Raw genomic sequence first — 19,410 nt, 5'->3', positions numbered from 1 at the left:
GTATCACATATTACTATGTGTGTTGAAGTACTTTTTAAAAAAATCATTAATTAACATTCATAATTGGTATAATCACAGAAGAGAGGTGGATTAGAATAATGAAATCTTTTAAATTAGATATGGATTTACATACTGCACATACGATAATAGAAAAAATAATGGAAGATGCTGTTTCTAATGTTGAATCCATTAACTTCGGAGAATTGAGCAAAGTCTTTAGCTATCAATATAAAGGCAGAGCATATGTTATTCATTTTAATAACAATGGCGAACGGTTTATAAAAGACGAGTATTTGTATCAAAAACTATCAATGTTGGGGATCCCCATTCCACGAATTGAAAGAAATGGTAAGTTCAATGATTTATTTTTTTCAATATCAGAAAAAGCTTCTGGACAATCGTTGGTTGCCTATCCCGAAGATGAGATCAAGAAGATTTTACCTTCACTAGTTATTGAATATAAGAAAATGACTGAGATTCCAATCGATTCATCTGAAAAATATGGAGCAGTTAACCATTATGGAGAAGGAGCATTTGATACGTGGCAAGAATATATTGAATCGTTTTTTCAGAAAGATCAGGATGGGTTTTGGAAGGATTGGTACACACTCTTTGATCATAGTTTCTTAGAAAAAGAGGTTTTTGACTATTATTACGAAATGATGATGGAATTATCATTGTATGCACCTAAGGAAAAGTATCTCGTTCATGGAGATTTCCACTTAGGAAATATTATTTCAGACGGTAAGAATATTACCGGCATTGTTGATTGGGAGATGGCAATGTATGGGGACTTTATGTTCGATCTTGCTAACCTACACTTCTGGGCTCCACAGTTACAAATCCCTAAAGTTTTTCGCCATACCTGGAATAAAGCAGGTGAAGATATACCTTATTTTAGAGAACGTTTAAAGTGCGGCATGCTTTTTAAGGGGATAGATGCTCTGAGATTTTTTGCAAAAAAGGAAGATAAAGCGGCATATGAAATGATAAAAGATAAACTTTCTTCGATTTAAATAAAAGGCTATTTTTTAAAGTTTATTGTTTTTGTAAAAGCCCAAGAGCAGGCTTTTACTCCTAATAAGGAAGTTTAGCGGTTCTTATTTAGCCGGTAGCTCTTTTCCCATTTTAATATCAGTTCCAAGGATAAAATCTATTTCCCGTTATTTAGATTTACATCTAAAAGCAACAATGTTTGGGAAAAGAGCCAAATAAAATAACCAGTTGGCTTATGCATCTTCCGGCTGGTTATTGAATCATGTTAATTTATCTTATTTATCATTCTATTTTCTAAACTATATACCTTTACCTTCAGTTGATTTCAAGATCGTTCCTGCAGCAAATGGCCAGACAATTGGCCTTGAAAGAACTTGGTTTAAAACCTGATCAGCGTAGTCCATCTAATGTCGCTTTTATTATTGTTATAGGCTAAGGGGCTACCAAGGTCTTTTGGACTGTGGTATTTTCATTTTATGATGAATTGAATAATGAATTTAAGCTTTTTGTATTTTAAATTTAATAGAGTGATGACAAATTACTTTTTATAACAGGAGATGTTAGCTTGAAGAAAATAACATATTTTTTCCTTTTAATTATCGCTTTATTTTTGTGTCTTTCGGTTCCAGCGTTCATTTCTATAAATGGTTTTAGCTTGATGGAATGGCAAAGAGATGTATGGGAATGGAATTACATTGGCGTTTCTTTTAATCTACTGTTATTTATTTTGCTTGGTAGTTTAACAAAAAGTAAAGTAAGAGAAATGGGTTTAAAATTGGGCAAATGGAAAGAAAATTTGATTTGGTATAGTTTAATTTCACTTAGTGTTCTTTTTCTAACCAAATTGGCTGATTATTTTTCAAAAGGAATATTACAATTTTACGTACCCTCTTTAAGTACCATTTTATTTCAACTGTTTTTTGTATCCATTTCAGAAGAACTATTTTGGAGAGGGTTTGTCCAAAAACAGTTTGGCTTTTGGTATTCATCAGTAGGTTTCGGTACTATTCATTTTTTAGGATCTTTGGCAAATGGTAGTACAATGACAGATGCAGTTTCATATGGCGTGTTTACATTTTTACTTGGATTAATCTTTTCTTGGATTCGTCAAAAAACAGAATCGATTTATCCAAGCATTTTACTGCATGGGATATTCAATATTTCAAATTATTTTCTAAAATAAGATATTTATTATGGGTTTCTATTTTCCAAGGATAAAATCTATTTCTCGTTATTTAGATTTACATCTAATTGCAACTATGTTTGGGAAAGAGCCAAATAAAATAACCAGTTGGCTTATCTACCTTCCGACTGGTTATTGAATCTTGTTAATTTATCTTATTTATCATTCCATTTTCTAAACGATAAACACCTTTACCTTCAGTTGATTCAAGATGTCCGTTTAAAAAATACATACCCGTACTTTCATCAATTCCATAATTGACATGACCGTTAAAATGAACTGCGGCATTTCTTAAATGATCTTCATCTTTCCATTCAGAAAAATGTACGGCTATCAATACATTTGATAGTAGTCCCAAACCTTTTCGTTGTTGAAATTCGTTTTGTGCATTATCTTTAGGGGAAATAATGCATTGTTCTAGGCTTATTAACGCTCCCGCCGAAAATCCCGCAACCGGGATACCTGATTTATATCGTTCTTTAATAATATTAGAGATTTCAGTTTCAACGATATAATCTGCATATAAATTCGTATCCCCGCCCCCAATAATGATTCCTGAGCTTTTGGTGAGACACTCGATCACTTGCTCAATTGGTATGTTAGGAAGAGGCAAGTAATGAAAATCGTTTATTCCTAAGTCCTCCAATGCTTGAGTATAAACCGGCATATATTCCTCCCAGCCGTCCCTTTCAACGAATAAAATGGAGATCGGTTCTTTCGAGTGGGAAGTTTTCCTTACAAATAACTTTGCCATGTTTAAAGTAAAGGGAGGTCCGCCACCGAAAAGAAATAAATGTTTGTCCATTATTTACACCTACTTATCATCCAATTTTTTTATCATTCAAATATTTTTAGTGAATTTTTTATTCTCGATGCCTTTTCATATTACAAATTCCATCGTTATAATAGGGAAGATGGTTCCATTTTTGGCATTATGCGTAATAAAGTATATCAAAAGTGTGTATTAATTACCTATTGTTATATTACTAATCTACTTTAATCCGTAACTTGAAAAATGAGGTGTTTCTTTGAATTTAGTAGCTTGGTTGATTGTAGCGAGTGAAATTGGTTTTTGGGTATTGATTATTTTAGGACTTGTCACAAGATATATTTTGAAATATAAGAAGCTTGGTTTAATTCTCTTAGCCCTTACCCCAGTCATTGATTTAATATTATTAATTGCGACGAGCGTGGATCTTTATCGCGGCGCTACTGCTACAGTTGCACATGCACTGGCTGCAATTTATATTGGTGTCTCGATTGCCTTTGGTAAGAGTATGATTCAATGGGCTGATGTTCGCTTTCAATATTACATTACGAAGCAAGGTCCCAAGCCCAAACGACGATATGGATTGGATTATGCCAAACATTATTTTAAAAGTTGGGGGCAGCATCTACTTGCATACATTATAGGTGCAGGTTTTCTAGTTGGGCTTATCTTTTTTATCAACGATGCTTCCAGAACAGCAGTGTTGGCAGGATTTTTAAAAGTTTGGACACTTGTGCTTGGAATAGATTTCGCTATATCAATGAGCTATTTTATTTCGCCAAAAAAAGCAAAAGAATGACGAATCGATTAATGTTTCGTCATTCTTTAATTTCTTAGTTACACGCCTCCAGCAACAAATCAACAATATGCACCGCACGTACGCGATCTGACAATCCTTCCCTTTCAATCCCCAACTTCATTTGCAGGAGGCATCCCGGGTTGGCTGTTACAATTGTGTGAGCTTTTGTTTCAACTACTTTCTCCATTTTATGATCTAATATTCGCATGGACATTTCGGGTTCTATAATATTATAAATTCCTGCAGATCCGCAACAGCTATCCGCTTTATCCATTTCTTTAAATTCTGCACCTTTGATTGCCGTAATCAGTGCCCGTGGTGCTAAAAATGTTTTCATTACGTTGCGCAGATGGCAGGAGTCCTGGTACGTAATGGTTTGATTTTTGATGGAAAGAGGAACTTGTTGATGGAAATCGAGTTCGTATAATATTTCGGAAATGTCTTTCATTTTTCCCGCGAACGCTTTTGCGCGATCCGCATACTCAGGATCATCTTTTAGCAAGTGACCATAATCTATTAAAAACGCACCGCAACCTCCAGCATTAACAATAATATAGTCTGCGCCTGTATCTTCAAAAGCATCAATATTTTTCTTAGCAAGCTCCATCGCTTTATCCTTTTCACCGCTATGACCATGCAAAGCACCGCAGCAATTCTGCCCTTCTGGAATGACGATTTCACATCCTGCTTTTTGCAGAAGCTTTAACGTCGCATCATTCGTTTCCATAAACATCGTATCCATTAAACACCCACTAAAGAAGGCTACTTTTGATTTTACTTGATTCGTATTAGCAGGAAGCTTCATAGGTCTATTTTTCATTTCCTTTCGCGAAGGCACTTCAGGTAACACTTTTTCCATTTGTCTGAGATTTTCCGGAAACAACTTCATAAAACCTATTTTTCGAACAGCCTTTTGTAATCCGCTCCGTTGATAAAAGCTAAGCAAGCCAATTGTTTTCTCCATTCGGTTTTGATGAGGAAATACTCCTTCAAACACTGTTTTCCTCACCGTTTTTACAGGAAGAGAATGGCGGTTATATTCATTAAAGATATCCCTTGCTTCTTCAAGCAAATGCCCATATTGAACCCCCGCTGGGCAAACTGGCTCACATGCACGGCATCCGAGACAAAGATTGAGCGACCTCTCGACATCATCATCTGGGGAAATCAAGCCATCATGGACCGCTTTCATTAAAGCAATTCGTCCACGCGGTGATTGCGTTTCGTCAAATCCAGTTTCTATATAAGTTGGACATGCCGGCAAACAAAAACCGCAACGCATACAGTTTAGTAGCTCTGTTTCATCCATTCGTTCTTTAAATGCTTTCTGAATCGCTTTCTCCCTTTTCGTCATATCCATCATCGGCTTACCACCAGCCGTTTCCGTGTTTCTTTTGCAAATATTTTCCCTGGGTTCATAATGTTATGAGGATCAAAAGACTGCTTGATCGCACTCATGATTAAAACCCCTTCTGTTCCAAGCTTCCATTCTAAATACGGAGCTTTCATCATCCCCACTCCATGCTCACCAGTGATTGTTCCACCTAATTCAATTGCTTTCGCAAAAATGTCCGCAAAAGCTGCATCCACCCGTTTCATTTCCTCTTTATCCCTTACATCAGTTGGGCATGTAGGATGTAAATTTCCATCCCCCGCATGACCAAACGTACAAATCGTGACATTGTGCTTTTTGGCTATCTCATTAATGGCTTTCACCATATTAGCGATTTCCGATCTAGGAACAGTCGCATCTTCGAGAATCGTAGTCGGCTTCAATCGTGCCAACGCAGAAAGTGCCGATCGCCTCGCTTCTGTTAAAGCAAGTGCCTCTACCTCGGTTTCGGCAATTTTTACAGAAACCGCTCCTTCCCTAGTACAAATATCCGCCATTTTTTGCATATCCCTTGCAACAATTTCAGGTGGTCCATCTTGTTCAATTAAAAGAACCGCCTCCACATCAGTAGGAAGTCCAATATTTACAAAATCTTCAACTGCTTTTAAGGTCGGTTGATCAAGGAACTCAAGTGTTGCCGGAATGATTCTAGATGAAATAATTTCAGAAACAGATCGCGCGGCTGCATCCATGTTTTGATAGAGTGCAAGCATCGTCTGCTTCGTTTCCGGAATCGGAATAAGTTTCAAGGTTGCTTCCGTAATGATAGCAAGGGTCCCCTCAGAGCCAACGAGCAGCTGAGTCAAATTATAGCCCGCCACATCTTTTGCCAGTTTTCCACCTGTTCGAATGATGTCTCCATTCGGCAACACCGCCTCAAGCCCCATCACATAATCGGCGGTTACTCCGTACTTTAACCCACGTAGTCCACCTGAATTCTCGTTAATATTGCCGCCAATCGTTGATATTTTCATTGAGCTTGGATCAGGTGGATAAAATAATCCGCGTTTTTCCACTTCCCGTATCATATCCTGCGTAATAACACCTGGCTGGACGGTAACTGTTAGATTTTCTTCATCGATTTCGAGGATTTTGTTCATATGTTTGAATAAAAGAACAATCCCTCCCTCAGTCGGCACTGTCCCGGCACATAGATTCGTCCCTGATCCACGAGGGATGATCGGTATTCTCTCATCTCGGCAAACGCTTACAATTTCAGCTATTTCTTCTGTATTCTGTGGAGCAATGACCAAATCTGGCATCGATTGATAATTTGGTGTAGCGTCGTATGAATATACAAGACGACCAGCTATAGAAGTGATCACATTTTCTTTCCCAACAATTTCTGCTAGTCTTGCCCTTATTTGACCCGTAATCATGTATTCACAACCTTTTCAACATTTCTATCAATCTACTACATATTAACTTCATTTTACTAAAAAAGTTTGCCACCATGTAGCCCTTTCTATGATTATCACTTGCGGTAAAAGTATAAAAAGGTGATAATGTGTTTTGGGCATACATTTTTTATTAACTTCGAAAAGGATTTGGAAACGTGGATATTATTAAAGGTTTAATTAGTTTCATTTTACATATAGATGAGCATTTAATCGACATCATTCAAATATTTGATCTATGGTCCTATGCCATTTTATTTTTAATCGTCTTTGTTGAAACCGGAGTCGTCGTGTTTCCATTTTTACCTGGAGATTCTTTATTATTTGCGAGTGGGGCTTTTGCCGCAGTAGGAGCATTTAATATTGTATTACTTTTGGTTGTCTTTTTTAGTGCCGCGGTAATTGGTGATACGGTCAATTATCATATAGGAAAAAAAGTTGGCACATCGATTCCGCCAAATAGCTGGCTCGGTAAGATGATTAACAAAGAGAAAATGGAAAAGGCAGAAGATTTTTTCAATAAACATGGTGGCAAAACCATTATTTTCGCTCGCTTCATGCCATTTATTCGTACATTCGCTCCATTCGTAGCAGGTGCAAGCCGAATGAACTACCGTTATTTTATTACTTATAATATCATTGGCGGTGCAATTTGGGTTTTACTTTGTACAATCGCAGGATATTTCTTTGGGAATATCCCTATTATCAAAAATAATTTCTCAACGGTTATCTTGCTTATTATCTTTATATCTGTTCTACCTGCAATTATTGCCTTTATAAAAGAGCGATTTTCAAAATAAAACCAAACCGGACTTCATTGAGCAATTGAAGTCCGGTTTTTCTTTTGGTAAAATGTTAAAATATTTTTACAATTTATAAAAGGGAGTGATTATTTGTTTCCTATTCAATCATTAACTCTTTCCGGAAGTTACTACGAAAATGGACTATCCATTGGTGCCATGCTAAAGCAATCACCAGTGATGCAAACACAATTCGAAGAGCTGCAAAAGGCATATTCCTTGCAACAAAATATCGATGAAATCAAAGAAGCTCTAAATGTTTATTGTCCTCCTCTTTTTGAGGAACTGCAAGGCATTATCGATGGGTCGGGCCATCTTGAAGCTGACGTCCTTCGCATGCTCGCTGGATATGATATGCCGCAACTTTCTGAATTAGGCTGTACGAGTTTCATTACAAGCGACTTTTATGTAAGAAATTATGATTTTAGCCCAAAGGTTTATGATAGTCTATTTATTAAAAACAACACCATTTACGGAAATACCCAATTTCTTGTTGGACGATTGGACGGAATGAATCACAATGGTCTCGTAGTTGGTTTGCATTTTGTGAATAATGAATTTTATCAAAAAGGCTTTTTGTGCAGTACGATTGTACGGATTGTTTTGGAAATGTGCAAAGATGTAGAGGAAGCGATTCAATTATTGAAAAAACTACCTCATGCGGCTTGTTATAACTACTCTTTGTTGGATCGAAAAGGTAACTTTGCCGTGGCCGAAGCTTCACCTGGTGAAATTCATATTCTTACTCGTCCAAACGAGCTTGCCTGTGTAAACAAATTCCAAACCGAAAAAATGGGAGCCTATAACCGAAAATGGACAGGTTCATCAGAGGATCGTTTAGCAGTTCTAGAAAATGTTAACACTTCACGAACAGCAGAGGAACTTCACGATTGGTTCAGTCAAACAGACTCTCCTTTGTTTTATACTGATTATGATCAATTTTTCGGTACGCTTTATACTGTTTCTTATATTCCGAATGAATCTAAAATCTACCTTACCGCTGCAGGAAGCAAGGAACGACTTTTAATAGAAATGAGAGCCTAATTTTCCAGCTCTCATTTTACTTCCGCCTCAAACGTAATGACTTCGTTCGCATTCGTCGGGTACTTGTCATAAACATAGCCAGAAGAAACGGAAATATTCACAAACCCAATATTATGTAATATAAGCTTAAATTCTTCGACTCCATACCAGCTCAATACTAATCTTTGAAGCTCTGTATCTATAAGTTTTCCATCTTTCCACTTTTCATATTTAATATGTGTTACGGTCCTTTGCTGAATCCAATCAAGTTCAACTGATTTACTTTCAAGCGTGATTCCTTCACCATTAGGGAATGAAATAGCATTTGTAGAAATGTCCCCTACTTTTACATCATTAGGCAAATATAAGTCGATGATGATTCGACCGCCAGGTAGCAAATGGTTTTTAAAACACGTTAATGCATTCAGCGCAGCTTCCCTTGTCTCTAACAAGGAAAATGTTCCAGTCGGTATAATGATTGCTTCGTACCTGTTAGGCAAATGAAAGTCTTCTAGCCTGCCTTCAAATAAATCCGGATTGAAACCTCGACTTTCACAACGATTTCTGCAAGATTTCAACATATCTGCGGAATAATCCAATCCATCTACAACATATCCATTTTCCAAAAGTGGTATCAAAAATCGGCCTGATCCGACTCCAGCTTCTAGAATTCTTCCTTTAACATTTTTTAAACGTTCAAAATAATATTCGATATCTCCGTCGATTGACTTCCCAACTGGTTTTGTAAAATCATAAAACTCTGTACAAAGTTTCCCATAGTTACTGAACATTATGTACCCCACCTTCTTTTACAATATAAATTATTCGAATCGAAAAATCGCTTCTTATCTAATTATATTGTTATATTTTTTATAAATCAGTGAAAAGTAATTTTATAATTATTTTTTACCATTTATACACCTAAATCAAAGTTAAATATATTTAAGGAGTGAATAATGCTATGAACAAAGAAAATATAGTAAAAGAGCTAAATGCATATCTCAAAGGTGAATTTATGGCTATCCACTCATATGAGCACTACATTCAAAATATATCAAATCCTAACGTAAAGAAAGCTTTGCAAAAGATCCAACAAGAGCACAAACAACACGCCGCGAAAACAGCGGAAAGAATTCAAAACTTGGGTGGAAAGCCTGTAGAAGATAATGGCTTTATGCTCTCTATTATGGAAGGAATGAAGAAATTAAAAGGGATTCCAAATCATACTGAGGATATTTTAAAGGACGCGATAAGAGGCCAAGAAATGGGAATCAATAAAACAGAAGAAATTGTTAGAGGTGATCTAGACGAGGAAAGCTTGCAAATTGTTATTGCTAATTTAAATGAAGATCGAATGCATATAGATGAGCTAAATAACTTGGTGGGTGAATAAAGTTACTGTTTTTATACATAGTAAAAACATATACATTATTTATTAGGAAGCAGGCGAAAAAATGCAGAGTAATTATAGTCCAGGTCAAATCGTATATGTCATTTATCGCAACCCACATACACAGGATGTCGCCAACATTCAAGAAGCAGCTGTCGTCCAAGCTCCTGATCATCCTAACCAATTATCTCTTTTTCTATATGATACGTATTACCCCATTTCAGAGGAATTAGCTATTTTCCCATCAAAAGAAGAGGCTGAACAAGCTTATTATGAGGCATTCGGCTCTTCTGATATTGAGGAATACTATGGTTAAACCTTTTGTTCCTCAACTCGTCTATTTTGAACCGGGCGCTCTTGAATATCCACTTGGAAAGACATTAGTAAATAAATTTAAAGAAATGGGAATTGAAACGAGACAAACGACTTCACATAATCAAATCCGCAATTTACCAGGTGAAAATCATTTTCAAAAATATAGAATTGCCAAATCAACACTTGTTGTAGGCGTTAGAAAAACGTTAAAATTTGATACGTCCAAGCCTTCTGCTGAATATGCCATTCCATTTGCGACGGGCTGCATGGGGCATTGTCATTATTGTTACTTGCAAACAACGATGGGAAGTAAGCCATATATTAGAACATACGTGAATGTCGATGAAATTCTTGAATCCGCTGAAAACTATATGCAAGAACGTGCACCAGAAGAGACAAGGTTCGAAGCATCCTGTACGTCTGATATTGTTGGTGTCGACCATCTGACTCATACGTTGAAGAAAGCCATTGAATATTTTGGCCAATCGGAACATGGAAAACTACGTTTTGTTACAAAGTTTGCCCATGTGGATCATCTATTAGATGCCAAACATAATGGTAAAACTCGATTTCGTTTCAGCATTAACGATGATTATATTATTAAGTATTTTGAACCGGGAACTTCGCGGTTAAATGAAAGAATTGAAGCCGCGATAAAAGTGGCTAATGCCGGCTATCCGTTAGGATTTATTGTAGCTCCTATCTATTTGCACGAAGGCTGGAAAGAAGGATATGGGGAAATGTTTCAAAAGCTTGAAGCAGAGTTGCCAAGCTTCGCAAAAAAGAATTTAACATTTGAATTAATCCAGCATCGCTTTACGATGCCGGCTAAACGGGTCATTCAAAAAAACTATCCAATGACAAAACTGGAACTCGATGAGGCAAAAAGGAAATATAAATGGGGGAAATACGGAATCGGCAAATATGTATATAAGGATGAAGAACAAGCAGATATTAAAGATACACTCGGTGGTTATTTGAAAAAATACTTTCCAGAAGCGAAAATGGAGTACTTCACTTAAGGATACGGCATTGAGCTCCGTATCCTATTTTCGTCAGTCCCTTTTCCCCATTATTCCGTAAAACAAAAGATTCATTAAATCTTCTGTCATGGGCAGGATCCTTTGATAAACATCCTCACGCTGCATATATTCCTTCATCATTTGAATATAAAATAAAATCACTTCATTCGATAAATCTGGATCAATATACCCCTTCTCTTTCCCTTCATTAAACAACTCAATGAAACTTGGCACTGTCTTTTCAATATAAAGATTTTCGATATAGCTCATCCCTGCCGCATATTCCCTCATAAAATACTGATAAAAATCCTCATGAATCTTATTAGCTGTTTCCTTCTTATTAAAAATAATTCTTTTTATTTTTTCAGGAAAAGCAAGATTGCTTTTTAGTAATTCCTCATACTCACGCCACTCTTTATCTATGTAAAAAATGATGACTTCATGAACTAAATTATCTTTGCTTTCAAAATAATTATAGATCGTCACTTGGGATACATTGGCTTTCCTCGCTATTTCCGCAACTGAAACCTTCTGGACGCCAAATTCTAAAAATAACGCCAATGCTGCATTTAGGATATCGGTCTTCTTCATTTCTTTCCGGCGTATAAATCCATCCATTAAATTCACCTCATCATAATTTTAATGAAAGTTTTGTAATAAAACAATTAAAATAGTTCATAAGTATATTGAAATGAGTCATGGTTTTATATATTATGAACTAAACGAATTAAAATATTTCAAAACTTTCGAAAGTGGTGAGGGGAAATGCCCATTTTAAGAACATCCAACTTAATAAAAAGATTTGGAAATTTTACTGCATTAGACGGAGTAAATATAGAGATGAATGAAGGGGAAATCTTTGGATTCATTGGTCCAAATGGAGCCGGAAAATCTACAACCATACGGATTTTGCTTGGGATCCTAAAAGCAACAGAAGGAGAAGCTAAGATTTTTGGACTTGATGCCTGGAAAGATGCTGTTGAAATACACAAACGGATTGCTTATGTACCTGGAGATGTGAATTTATGGCCTAACTTAACAGGAGGAGAAGTCATTGATTTATTCGTAAAACTTCGCGGTTCCAATCATAAGAGTAGACGTGAGGAATTGATAAAAAAATTTGAATTAGACCCGACGAAAAAATGTAGAACTTACTCGAAAGGAAACAGACAAAAGGTTGCATTAGTCTCGGCTTTTTCATCCGATGCAGATCTTTACATTTTAGATGAGCCAACATCTGGCCTTGACCCACTAATGGAGAAAGTTTTTCAAGAGTGTGTTATGGACGCTAAAAAAGCAGGGAAAAGCGTACTTCTCTCAAGCCATATTTTATCGGAAGTTGAAAAGTTGTGTGACAGAGTCGGAATCATTCGTGAAGGAAAAATTATTGAAACAGGATCCTTGAATGAATTGCGCCATTTAACAAGACTGAATCTTGTCGTAGAATCTAGGCAGCCAATGCCAAAGCTTCATGAAATAAAAGGTGTTCACGATATTATACAAAAAGAACAAACCCTCTCATTCCAAGTCGATTCAGAAGAGTTGGACAATGTTATGAAATATATTAGTCAATTTGGGATTGTGAAATTGGAAAGCTCACCGCCTACATTAGAAGATTTATTTATGCGCCATTACGAAGGATCTCGAGGTGAAGCATAATGGCCAGTAAGCTATACAATGAGACAGGGAGTCTTACCCGCTTTATTATCAGGCGAGATCGTATAAGAATTCCTATTTGGCTACTTTCATTATCTTCGGTTACATTTTTAACCGCTTTAGCTTTTAAGGATTTATATGCAACAGATATTGATAGACAGGCAATTGCAGAAACTATGCGAAATCCGGCTATGACGGCAATGGTTGGAAAAGGCTACGGATTGGATAATTATACTAGCGGTGCGATGATGGCTCATCAAATGCTGCTTTTTACAGCTCTCATCGTTGGTTTGATGAGCATTTTGCTTGTTGCCCGCCATACTCGTACTGACGAAGAGGATGGTCGAGTCGAATTGATTCGTTCATTGCCTGTCGGACGGCTCTCCAATTTGAGTGCAACCATTTTAGTTTTAGTTGGAACGAATGTGTTACTAGCCCTTTTAATCGGATTGGGTTTAAATACTTTAAGAATTGATAGCATGGACTTGAATGGTTCTCTTTTATATGGGGCAGCACTAGGAGCAACGGGAATTTTTTTCGCGGCTATTACAGCTATTTTTGCCCAACTTGCTGAAAACTCACGTGGAACGATTGGACTTAGCTTTGTCGTATTAGGTGTCTCTTATTTGATACGAGCAATCGGCGATGTAAGCAATGAAACGCTGTCTTGGTTTTCTCCATTGGGATGGATATTAAGTTCCGAAGTGTATGTGAACAATTATTGGTGGCCGATTTTACTAACGGTCGGTGCAGCCTTCGTTTTATTTATTCTCGCTTACTATTTGAATGCGATTCGAGATTTAGGTGCAGGATTTTTGCCATCGAAGCCTGGTAAAAAACATGCGTCCTCATTATTACAGAGCCCTCTTGGTCTTAGCGCTCGTTTGCAAAGGACTGGTTTGATCTCTTGGGCAATCGGAATGTTTGTTTTAGGGGCATCTTATGGATCTGTTTTAGGTGATTTAGAATCGTTTTTGGAAAATCTTGAAGTGATGAAAGACGTCTTAACATCAACCGAAGGATTTTCTCTAACCGAACAGTTTATTTCGATGTTAATGTCGATATTGGCGATGATTAGCACAATTCCAGCATTAATGGCGATTTTAAAATTAAAAGGAGAAGAAGAAAAAAATCGTACTGAACACTTATTAAGTCGAGCTGTTTCACGGTCACGACTATTGATGAGTTATCTAATCGTATCGATTGGAAATGGTTTTCTTGCTCTATCGATGGCAGCCATTGGATTATGGGCGGCGGGTGCAGCTGTAATGGATGACAGCATTCCCTTTAGTACGATTTATGGCGCGGCAATGGCCTATCTCCCGGCAATGTGGATCATGATCGGCCTGGCAGTATTATTTCTTGGCTTTGCCCCTAAGTTTTCCGGACTTGCTTGGATCTATTTGCTTTATTCATTCATTGTTGTTTATTTAGGCAGATTGCTGCAATTCCCAGATTGGATGAGCAATTTATCACCTTATGGCCAAATTCCACAGCTTCCTGTTGAAGACATGGATTTTATGATTGTTTCCGTATTGACAATATTCGCGATTGCCATGTCATTCCTAGGATTTGCTTTTTACAATAGGCGCGACATTCATGGATGAATATTTCCATGGTAAACAGGGAAACTAGATTAGAAAAGGGAGGTGTGCTCTGTGGCTAAAATCGGTATTGAACCAGCTTTGACAAATGTACAGCAAGCACTAGAAGAAAAAGGTTACGAAGTAATTCCAGTCCATAATGAATCGGATATTAAAAATGTCGATTGTTGCGTTGTATCAGGCATGGATTCCAATTTTATGGGAATTCAAAACATTTCCATGGAAGGGTCCATCATTGATGCGGATGGTATGTCCGCTGATGAAGTCTGTCGGGAAGTTGAAGATAAACTAAAACTTCATTAATTAGTGTAAAAAAAGAGCTTGGGGTCCCAAGCTCTTTTTTCGATTGGATTTGAATCGACACGTTTATTGCTTCTTGATTATTTCATTCTCGATTGAATACGGATCGAGACACATTCTCTACTTTTTGACGATTTCAGTCTCGATTAAATGCGAATGGGGACATATTCACTGCTTTTTGACCATTTCGGTCTCGATTAGATACGAATCGAGACACATTCTCTGCTTTTTGACGATTTCGGTCTCGATTGGATGCGAATCGAGACACATTCTATGCTTTTTGACGATTTCATTCTCGATTGGATGCGAATCGAGACACATTCTATGCTTTTTGACGATTTCAGTCTCGATTGGATGCGAATCGAGACACATTCTCCGCTTTTTGACCATTTCGATCTCGATTGAATGCGAATTGAGACAACAATTATTTATTGTTTCGGTCTGCAAAAACAGCCATCGCATCACGCATGAATTGGGCTAGACCTTTGCCGAATTGATCAATATTTTTCGTAAACCGTTCATCATCTACATAAATTTGTCCTAAACCTTTGAAGGCATCAAATGAATAATCCCCCATCGTGTTTAAAAAGTCATACCATTCTTTAATACCTTCTTGAGCCTCTTTCGAATCAGGAGATGTATGACGTATCTCTGCCAACTTACGATAAATTTCGTTAAATCGTTCTTCAAACTCGTCCTTTTCACTTTTTGAAATATTGCCTATTTTTTGATTAGCTTTATTGACAGCTTCATCTCCCCAACGTTCACGTGCTTCTTGCTCATATGGATTATGGCTGAAATCAAAGCCTTCAAACTTTTCCTTATTAGACATTTTTATCTCTCCTTTCATATGCTTCATTGTTTTCTCAACTGTCTCAATCATCCGATCAAGTCGGCGGCGCTTCTCAACCAACATCTTTCGGTGTAAGGACAGCGCCTCTTCTCGATCAAAAGATGGACTGCTGATAATTTCTTTAATTTGCTTTAAAGGGAAGCCTAACTCTTTAAAAAATAAAATTTGCTGTAGCGTCTCGAGATTTTTATTGGAATAGATTCGATATCCCGCTTCGGTTGTTTCTTCCGGAATCAACAACCCAATATCATCGTAATGATGCAGTGTGCGCACACTAATCCCAACCAAATCAGCCACTTCTTTCACTTTCAACCTGTTGTGCCTCCCTTCTTTTTTAACTATAAGGTATCACGTTACGTGAGTGTCAATGTGTTTTTTAAAGTTTTTATACATAAAAAAACAACGCAGCATTTATTTGAATGCGGCGTTGTTGGTTATTAAGCGTATGCTTTAATATCTATACTGTGTTGAGTTGGTAGTTCTGGTAATGGCTGTCCTGCTATTACTGGTTTTACACTATGTTGAGTTGGTAATTCTGGCAATGGCTGTCCTGCTATTATTGGTTTTACACTATGTTGAGTTGGTAATTCTGGTAATGGCTGTCCTGCTAATATTGGTTTTACACTATGTTGAGTTGGTAATTCTGGTAATGGCTGTCCTGCTAATATTGGTTTTACACTATGTTGAGTTGGTAATTCTGGCAATGGCTGTCCCGCTATTACTGGTTTTACACTATGTTGAGTTGGTAATTCTGGTAATGGCTGTCCCGCTATTACTGGTTTTACACTATGTTGAGTTGGTAATTCTGGCAACGGTTGTCCTGCTATTATAGTCCCTACAGAGCCCCCTACACCAAACAATCCAATTGCAAGAGCAGAAGTAATTATTAGTTTCTTCATCATTAAACTCTCCTTATATAATTATATAATTATTGAAATTATATCATTCAGATGATAATTTTTCCAATTGAGTTTCTACAAGATCACTAAATCTACTATTTTCCTGTAATTTAAAAATATAAAGTGCTTTTGTAAGGTATTTTATTCCTTCCTTCTTATTATCCAAAGCTAAGTTATTCGATGCTGATTGATAAAGAAACTCTCCTAATAAGTAAATAACCTCATCATTAATACACTGTTTAATTCCTTTTTCACTATAAAACAGTGATTCTTCATATTTATGTAGCCTAGCAAGGCATTGAGATAATCCAAATAATGCCCTTAATCGAATTTGCGGTTCAGCTAGCGAGGGAAGTTTATCAATATCTTCTAATATTCCTTTTAAAATTGTTATCGCTTCTTCAATGTTCAAATCATCTTTCTCAATCAACGCTATCGCCATTTTAATTTCTATTTCTCTTTCTGAAAAACCTTTTCTTGATGGATTTGTTAAATCTAATGCTTCATTTAACATCTTTATTGAAGTCTTTTTATCCCTTTTATCGGGATCTGCTAAATAATATAAACAAATCGCCTCATGCCAAAGTAGAAATTGCTGGCTAGATGGAAAATTAAAGAGTGGATTGTTTTTCTCTCTTTGTACAATTTCGTGGATAGCCTTATAATTTCGTTCTCTTCTATATTTATTGATTAACCCGCTGACTGCTGAAACGTAACTTGCAGAGTCTGCTGAAGTAAAATCAAAGAAGTCACTTAGTTTAACATTTAGTTTATTGGCCAATCTAAATAGTTGATCAATTGTAGGAACTTGCTTGTTTTTTTCCATTAAATCGAGTTCCTCAACTGAGCAAATACCTTCTGCTAATTCGTCTAAGGCCAATCCTTTGTTCACTCTTAATGACTGTAGGATTTCACCAATGTTTATGAAATTCTCGCTCATACACTTTACCCCTTTGTCAAAATAACTTTAACATTGAGTTCTTAACACCATTATAGCAGTGTTTTCAATACTTTCATACTATATATAGTGTGTCTTTTATTTTTCCAATGATATTATTGTACTATTATTCAAGCTAATAAAGAAAATATTCAATTTTAACATTTATGTTTCATTTGTGTATATTTGAAGACATGACACATACATATCGTATTTCCAGTTCACTTTACGCCGCAACACCAACTTATCTGTATTCATAATAAAGTTCTTCACTACTTCAATAAAAAACGGATGAACACTTTAGTCCTCAGTGCCCATCCGTTTCACCTATTTATTTGTTAACTGTTATTCTTCCATTATGAGTGACGAGTTTAATCATATTTTCCCCTTTTCCAAATACGACATTGCGATTGGATTGGCCAAACACGTCTGTTTTTCCATTGTGAACCGTCACATCAATAGTTGCATTAGTTGGCTCTTTGTCTGTGGTAATGATGATTTCCCCATTATCTGATTCGATATTAATCGGTCGATCTAGATTATTAGTTGTAAGGGAAACTCTTCCATTGTTTACCTTTCCTACAATCTTACCTTCCACGTCTTTAAGGTTAACTTTCCCATTAGCAGCTTTTACTTCAACTGAGGTAGCAGTTATATTATTCATATCGATCATGCCATTGCTTGCTTTTGCTGTAACAGTGGAGCTTTTAATATGATCAAGCTGAATTCGTCCATTGTCCGTATCAATTGTAAATTCGCCTGCATTTAGTTTTTCCGCTTTAATATATCCATTATTACTCTTTGATTGAATCGATTCATATTGTTTTTCAGGTACATATACTTTTAGGGTCAAAGACGTTGCAAAAAAATCAAAGTTAAATAGTTTTCTAAGCTTTTCTTTTAATTCTACGTTCAATGTATCTCCATTTACATCAGCAGAAAAAGTATATTTTAAGTTTTTAGCTGCTTTACCTGAAAGCTCTACTGTTGTCTTAGAATCATTTGAAGGATAAATTTCTACTTTAGAGTTATTTGTGGATATGGAAATGTTCGCAATATCCTTGTCTATTACTCTTTCATCTGAAATTTGTTCAGATTGGCCTATTGATTTAAATGTAGCTATACTCCCTACTAGCCCTACTAATAATAAAAACAGGGCAGCTGTTGCGATTATTTTAATATTATTCATGTTTTAACCCACCTTTAACGATTCTTGCATTAAATTTTAAATAACGGACGAAGCCGTTAACAATAGATCGAGTGGCAAAATACATTCCAATCGAGATAAATAACCCAATTCCACAAAGCAACATTGATATAAACAGGTCAAAGTATTCAAAAGTTCCTGGGAAGATAACTGAGTTCACCAAAACTAACAATGGAGAAGCTATAAAGGATATTCCTACCGCCCAGCCTGCTATAATAATCGAAGCGATTGCAATAAAAGGACCGAGTACAATGACTAAATTAAAGAAACCTAATCCAATGACCGCCCATACTGCACGAAACACGTTTCCAGTCGTTGCCTTTGTTTGCACTTTTTCAAGATGATGCGTCGCCAAAATTTCTCTTGCAATTTGTTGTGGCGATCCAAGTGAATTTACAATTTGTTCTTCCGTTTTTCCTTCTTCCAATCCAATCGTAAAGTGCTCTTCGAAATCTTGTATAATGTCTAATCGTTCATTGGACGGAAGTCGTTCTAAAGATGATTCCAATATTCTCATAAATTGATATTTATTCATGATTTACCCCTTCTTTAATTAATTGGTTGACCCCGGAAATGAATTCCTGCCATTCCTGAATCAACTCATATAGATACTTTCTCCCTTTTTCTGTCAATCTGTAATACTTTCGAGATGGACCTTCCGTTGACTCTTGTAAGTATGTCGTAAAATATTCCTCTTTCGTTAATCGCCTCAAAAGTGGATATACAGTGCCTTCCGATATAGCAATTTGATCCGAAATTTTCTGGACCAACTCATAACCGTAGCGATCTTGCTTATCAAGCAGTGCTAAAACACATAGCTCTAACACACCTTTTTTAAATTGAACGTTCAATGTTAAGTTGCACCTC

22 protein-coding genes are annotated in these 19,410 nt (G+C 36.4%); 11 read left to right on the top strand and 11 right to left on the bottom strand.

Features of this window, described 5'->3' with window-relative positions; genetic code table 11:
• Positions 1-98: 98 nt before the first annotated feature.
• Positions 99-1,016: an aminoglycoside phosphotransferase family protein gene (locus KHA97_RS17415; protein ID WP_213126045.1), complete on the top strand. Its 918-nt coding sequence runs from the start codon at positions 99-101 to the stop codon at positions 1,014-1,016.
• A gap of 545 nt (positions 1,017-1,561) precedes the next feature.
• A complete protein-coding gene (locus KHA97_RS17410; protein WP_213126044.1) occupies positions 1,562-2,179 on the top strand; it encodes a CPBP family intramembrane glutamic endopeptidase in 618 nt (205 codons plus the stop codon).
• A 145-nt stretch (positions 2,180-2,324) separates the two neighbouring features.
• Here KHA97_RS17410 and KHA97_RS17405 read toward each other — a convergent pair whose 3' ends face one another.
• Complete coding sequence (locus tag KHA97_RS17405; protein WP_213126043.1) at positions 2,325-2,984, bottom strand: Type 1 glutamine amidotransferase-like domain-containing protein; 660 nt, start codon at positions 2,982-2,984, stop codon at positions 2,325-2,327.
• A gap of 223 nt (positions 2,985-3,207) precedes the next feature.
• On the opposite strand from KHA97_RS17405, the gene KHA97_RS17400 reads away from it, so the two are divergent.
• A complete protein-coding gene (locus KHA97_RS17400) occupies positions 3,208-3,747 on the top strand; it encodes a hypothetical protein (RefSeq protein ID WP_213126042.1) in 540 nt (179 codons plus the stop codon).
• A gap of 34 nt (positions 3,748-3,781) precedes the next feature.
• Here KHA97_RS17400 and KHA97_RS17395 read toward each other — a convergent pair whose 3' ends face one another.
• Together KHA97_RS17395 and glcD are read right to left on the bottom strand one after the other, a co-directional pair.
• Positions 3,782-5,107, bottom strand: coding sequence for a (Fe-S)-binding protein (locus tag KHA97_RS17395; RefSeq protein ID WP_213126453.1), 1,326 nt, complete (start codon positions 5,105-5,107; stop codon positions 3,782-3,784).
• On the bottom strand, positions 5,107-6,519 hold the full coding sequence (glcD, locus tag KHA97_RS17390; protein WP_213126041.1) for a glycolate oxidase subunit GlcD: 1,413 nt from the start codon (positions 6,517-6,519) through the stop codon (positions 5,107-5,109). Before glcD ends, KHA97_RS17395 begins: the two co-directional genes overlap by 1 nt.
• A gap of 176 nt (positions 6,520-6,695) precedes the next feature.
• Between glcD and KHA97_RS17385 the strand changes: the two genes are divergently transcribed.
• Both KHA97_RS17385 and KHA97_RS17380 read left to right on the top strand, forming a co-directional pair.
• Positions 6,696-7,337, top strand: a complete 642-nt coding sequence (locus tag KHA97_RS17385; RefSeq protein WP_213126040.1) for a DedA family protein — start codon at positions 6,696-6,698, stop codon at positions 7,335-7,337.
• Between the two features lie 93 nt (positions 7,338-7,430).
• On the top strand, positions 7,431-8,381 hold the full coding sequence (locus KHA97_RS17380; RefSeq protein ID WP_213126039.1) for a C45 family autoproteolytic acyltransferase/hydolase: 951 nt from the start codon (positions 7,431-7,433) through the stop codon (positions 8,379-8,381).
• A gap of 11 nt (positions 8,382-8,392) precedes the next feature.
• On the opposite strand, the gene KHA97_RS17375 is transcribed toward KHA97_RS17380, so the two are convergent.
• Positions 8,393-9,151, bottom strand: a complete 759-nt coding sequence (locus tag KHA97_RS17375; protein WP_213126038.1) for a class I SAM-dependent methyltransferase — start codon at positions 9,149-9,151, stop codon at positions 8,393-8,395.
• Positions 9,152-9,321: 170 nt separating this feature from the next.
• Between KHA97_RS17375 and KHA97_RS17370 the strand changes: the two genes are divergently transcribed.
• From KHA97_RS17370 to splB, 3 genes are all read left to right on the top strand, one after another.
• Positions 9,322-9,753, top strand: coding sequence for a DUF2383 domain-containing protein (locus KHA97_RS17370; RefSeq protein WP_213126037.1), 432 nt, complete (start codon positions 9,322-9,324; stop codon positions 9,751-9,753).
• Positions 9,754-9,814: 61 nt separating this feature from the next.
• Complete coding sequence (locus KHA97_RS17365; RefSeq protein WP_213126036.1) at positions 9,815-10,066, top strand: transcriptional regulator SplA domain-containing protein; 252 nt, start codon at positions 9,815-9,817, stop codon at positions 10,064-10,066.
• Positions 10,059-11,087: a spore photoproduct lyase gene (gene splB, locus KHA97_RS17360; RefSeq protein ID WP_213126035.1), complete on the top strand. Its 1,029-nt coding sequence runs from the start codon at positions 10,059-10,061 to the stop codon at positions 11,085-11,087. The genes KHA97_RS17365 and splB overlap by 8 nt, the downstream gene beginning before the upstream one ends.
• A gap of 33 nt (positions 11,088-11,120) precedes the next feature.
• Here splB and KHA97_RS17355 read toward each other — a convergent pair whose 3' ends face one another.
• Complete coding sequence (locus KHA97_RS17355) at positions 11,121-11,705, bottom strand: TetR/AcrR family transcriptional regulator (protein ID WP_213126034.1); 585 nt, start codon at positions 11,703-11,705, stop codon at positions 11,121-11,123.
• Between the two features lie 147 nt (positions 11,706-11,852).
• Between KHA97_RS17355 and KHA97_RS17350 the strand changes: the two genes are divergently transcribed.
• The 3 genes from KHA97_RS17350 to KHA97_RS17340 are packed head-to-tail and all read left to right on the top strand — an operon-like array spanning position 11,853 to position 14,650.
• Positions 11,853-12,746, top strand: coding sequence for an ABC transporter ATP-binding protein (locus KHA97_RS17350; protein ID WP_213126033.1), 894 nt, complete (start codon positions 11,853-11,855; stop codon positions 12,744-12,746).
• Positions 12,746-14,350: an ABC transporter permease gene (locus KHA97_RS17345; RefSeq protein ID WP_213126032.1), complete on the top strand. Its 1,605-nt coding sequence runs from the start codon at positions 12,746-12,748 to the stop codon at positions 14,348-14,350. Before KHA97_RS17350 ends, KHA97_RS17345 begins: the two co-directional genes overlap by 1 nt.
• Positions 14,351-14,401: 51 nt before the next feature.
• Complete coding sequence (locus KHA97_RS17340) at positions 14,402-14,650, top strand: YkuS family protein (protein ID WP_213126031.1); 249 nt, start codon at positions 14,402-14,404, stop codon at positions 14,648-14,650.
• Between the two features lie 421 nt (positions 14,651-15,071).
• Here the strand turns inward: KHA97_RS17340 and KHA97_RS17335 are convergent, their stop codons facing one another.
• The 6 genes from KHA97_RS17335 to KHA97_RS17310 all read right to left on the bottom strand — a co-directional run bounded on the left by KHA97_RS17335 (position 15,072) and on the right by KHA97_RS17310 (position 19,394).
• Entirely contained in the window at positions 15,072-15,812 is a 741-nt protein-coding gene (locus KHA97_RS17335; RefSeq protein WP_213126030.1) for a MerR family transcriptional regulator, read from the bottom strand.
• A 125-nt stretch (positions 15,813-15,937) separates the two neighbouring features.
• Positions 15,938-16,399, bottom strand: a complete 462-nt coding sequence (locus KHA97_RS17330; protein WP_213126029.1) for a hypothetical protein — start codon at positions 16,397-16,399, stop codon at positions 15,938-15,940.
• Between the two features lie 43 nt (positions 16,400-16,442).
• Positions 16,443-17,339, bottom strand: a complete 897-nt coding sequence (locus tag KHA97_RS17325) for a helix-turn-helix domain-containing protein (protein WP_213126028.1) — start codon at positions 17,337-17,339, stop codon at positions 16,443-16,445.
• Between the two features lie 328 nt (positions 17,340-17,667).
• Positions 17,668-18,525 (bottom strand): DUF4097 family beta strand repeat-containing protein, encoded by an 858-nt coding sequence (locus KHA97_RS17320; RefSeq protein ID WP_213126027.1) that lies wholly within the window; start codon positions 18,523-18,525, stop codon positions 17,668-17,670.
• Positions 18,518-19,078, bottom strand: a complete 561-nt coding sequence (locus KHA97_RS17315) for a DUF1700 domain-containing protein (RefSeq protein WP_213126026.1) — start codon at positions 19,076-19,078, stop codon at positions 18,518-18,520. Before KHA97_RS17315 ends, KHA97_RS17320 begins: the two co-directional genes overlap by 8 nt.
• Positions 19,071-19,394: a PadR family transcriptional regulator gene (locus KHA97_RS17310; protein ID WP_213126025.1), complete on the bottom strand. Its 324-nt coding sequence runs from the start codon at positions 19,392-19,394 to the stop codon at positions 19,071-19,073. The genes KHA97_RS17315 and KHA97_RS17310 overlap by 8 nt, the downstream gene beginning before the upstream one ends.
• Positions 19,395-19,410: the final 16 nt, after the last annotated feature.

Source organism: Lederbergia citri (genome assembly GCF_018343625.1).
Lineage (GTDB): Bacteria > Bacillota > Bacilli > Bacillales > Bacillaceae_C > Lederbergia > Lederbergia citri.
This window is presented reverse-complemented; position numbering and strand designations above follow the sequence as displayed.

What these genes read in the sequence shown, in the direction of transcription:
- KHA97_RS17415 (WP_213126045.1), top strand. Translation starts at nt 99, where the DNA reads ATGAAATCTTTTAAATTAGATATGGATTTACATACTGCACATACGATA.
- KHA97_RS17405 (WP_213126043.1), bottom strand. Translation starts at nt 2,984, where the DNA reads ATGGACAAACATTTATTTCTTTTCGGTGGCGGACCTCCCTTTACTTTA.
- KHA97_RS17395 (WP_213126453.1), bottom strand. Translation starts at nt 5,107, where the DNA reads ATGGATATGACGAAAAGGGAGAAAGCGATTCAGAAAGCATTTAAAGAA.
- glcD (WP_213126041.1), bottom strand. Translation starts at nt 6,519, where the DNA reads ATGATTACGGGTCAAATAAGGGCAAGACTAGCAGAAATTGTTGGGAAA.
- KHA97_RS17375 (WP_213126038.1), bottom strand. Translation starts at nt 9,151, where the DNA reads ATGTTCAGTAACTATGGGAAACTTTGTACAGAGTTTTATGATTTTACA.
- KHA97_RS17370 (WP_213126037.1), top strand. Translation starts at nt 9,322, where the DNA reads ATGAACAAAGAAAATATAGTAAAAGAGCTAAATGCATATCTCAAAGGT.
- KHA97_RS17365 (WP_213126036.1), top strand. Translation starts at nt 9,815, where the DNA reads ATGCAGAGTAATTATAGTCCAGGTCAAATCGTATATGTCATTTATCGC.
- splB (WP_213126035.1), top strand. Translation starts at nt 10,059, where the DNA reads ATGGTTAAACCTTTTGTTCCTCAACTCGTCTATTTTGAACCGGGCGCT.
- KHA97_RS17355 (WP_213126034.1), bottom strand. Translation starts at nt 11,705, where the DNA reads ATGGATGGATTTATACGCCGGAAAGAAATGAAGAAGACCGATATCCTA.
- KHA97_RS17350 (WP_213126033.1), top strand. Translation starts at nt 11,853, where the DNA reads ATGCCCATTTTAAGAACATCCAACTTAATAAAAAGATTTGGAAATTTT.
- KHA97_RS17345 (WP_213126032.1), top strand. Translation starts at nt 12,746, where the DNA reads ATGGCCAGTAAGCTATACAATGAGACAGGGAGTCTTACCCGCTTTATT.
- KHA97_RS17330 (WP_213126029.1), bottom strand. Translation starts at nt 16,399, where the DNA reads ATGAAGAAACTAATAATTACTTCTGCTCTTGCAATTGGATTGTTTGGT.
- KHA97_RS17325 (WP_213126028.1), bottom strand. Translation starts at nt 17,339, where the DNA reads ATGAGCGAGAATTTCATAAACATTGGTGAAATCCTACAGTCATTAAGA.
- KHA97_RS17320 (WP_213126027.1), bottom strand. Translation starts at nt 18,525, where the DNA reads ATGAATAATATTAAAATAATCGCAACAGCTGCCCTGTTTTTATTATTA.
- KHA97_RS17315 (WP_213126026.1), bottom strand. Translation starts at nt 19,078, where the DNA reads ATGAATAAATATCAATTTATGAGAATATTGGAATCATCTTTAGAACGA.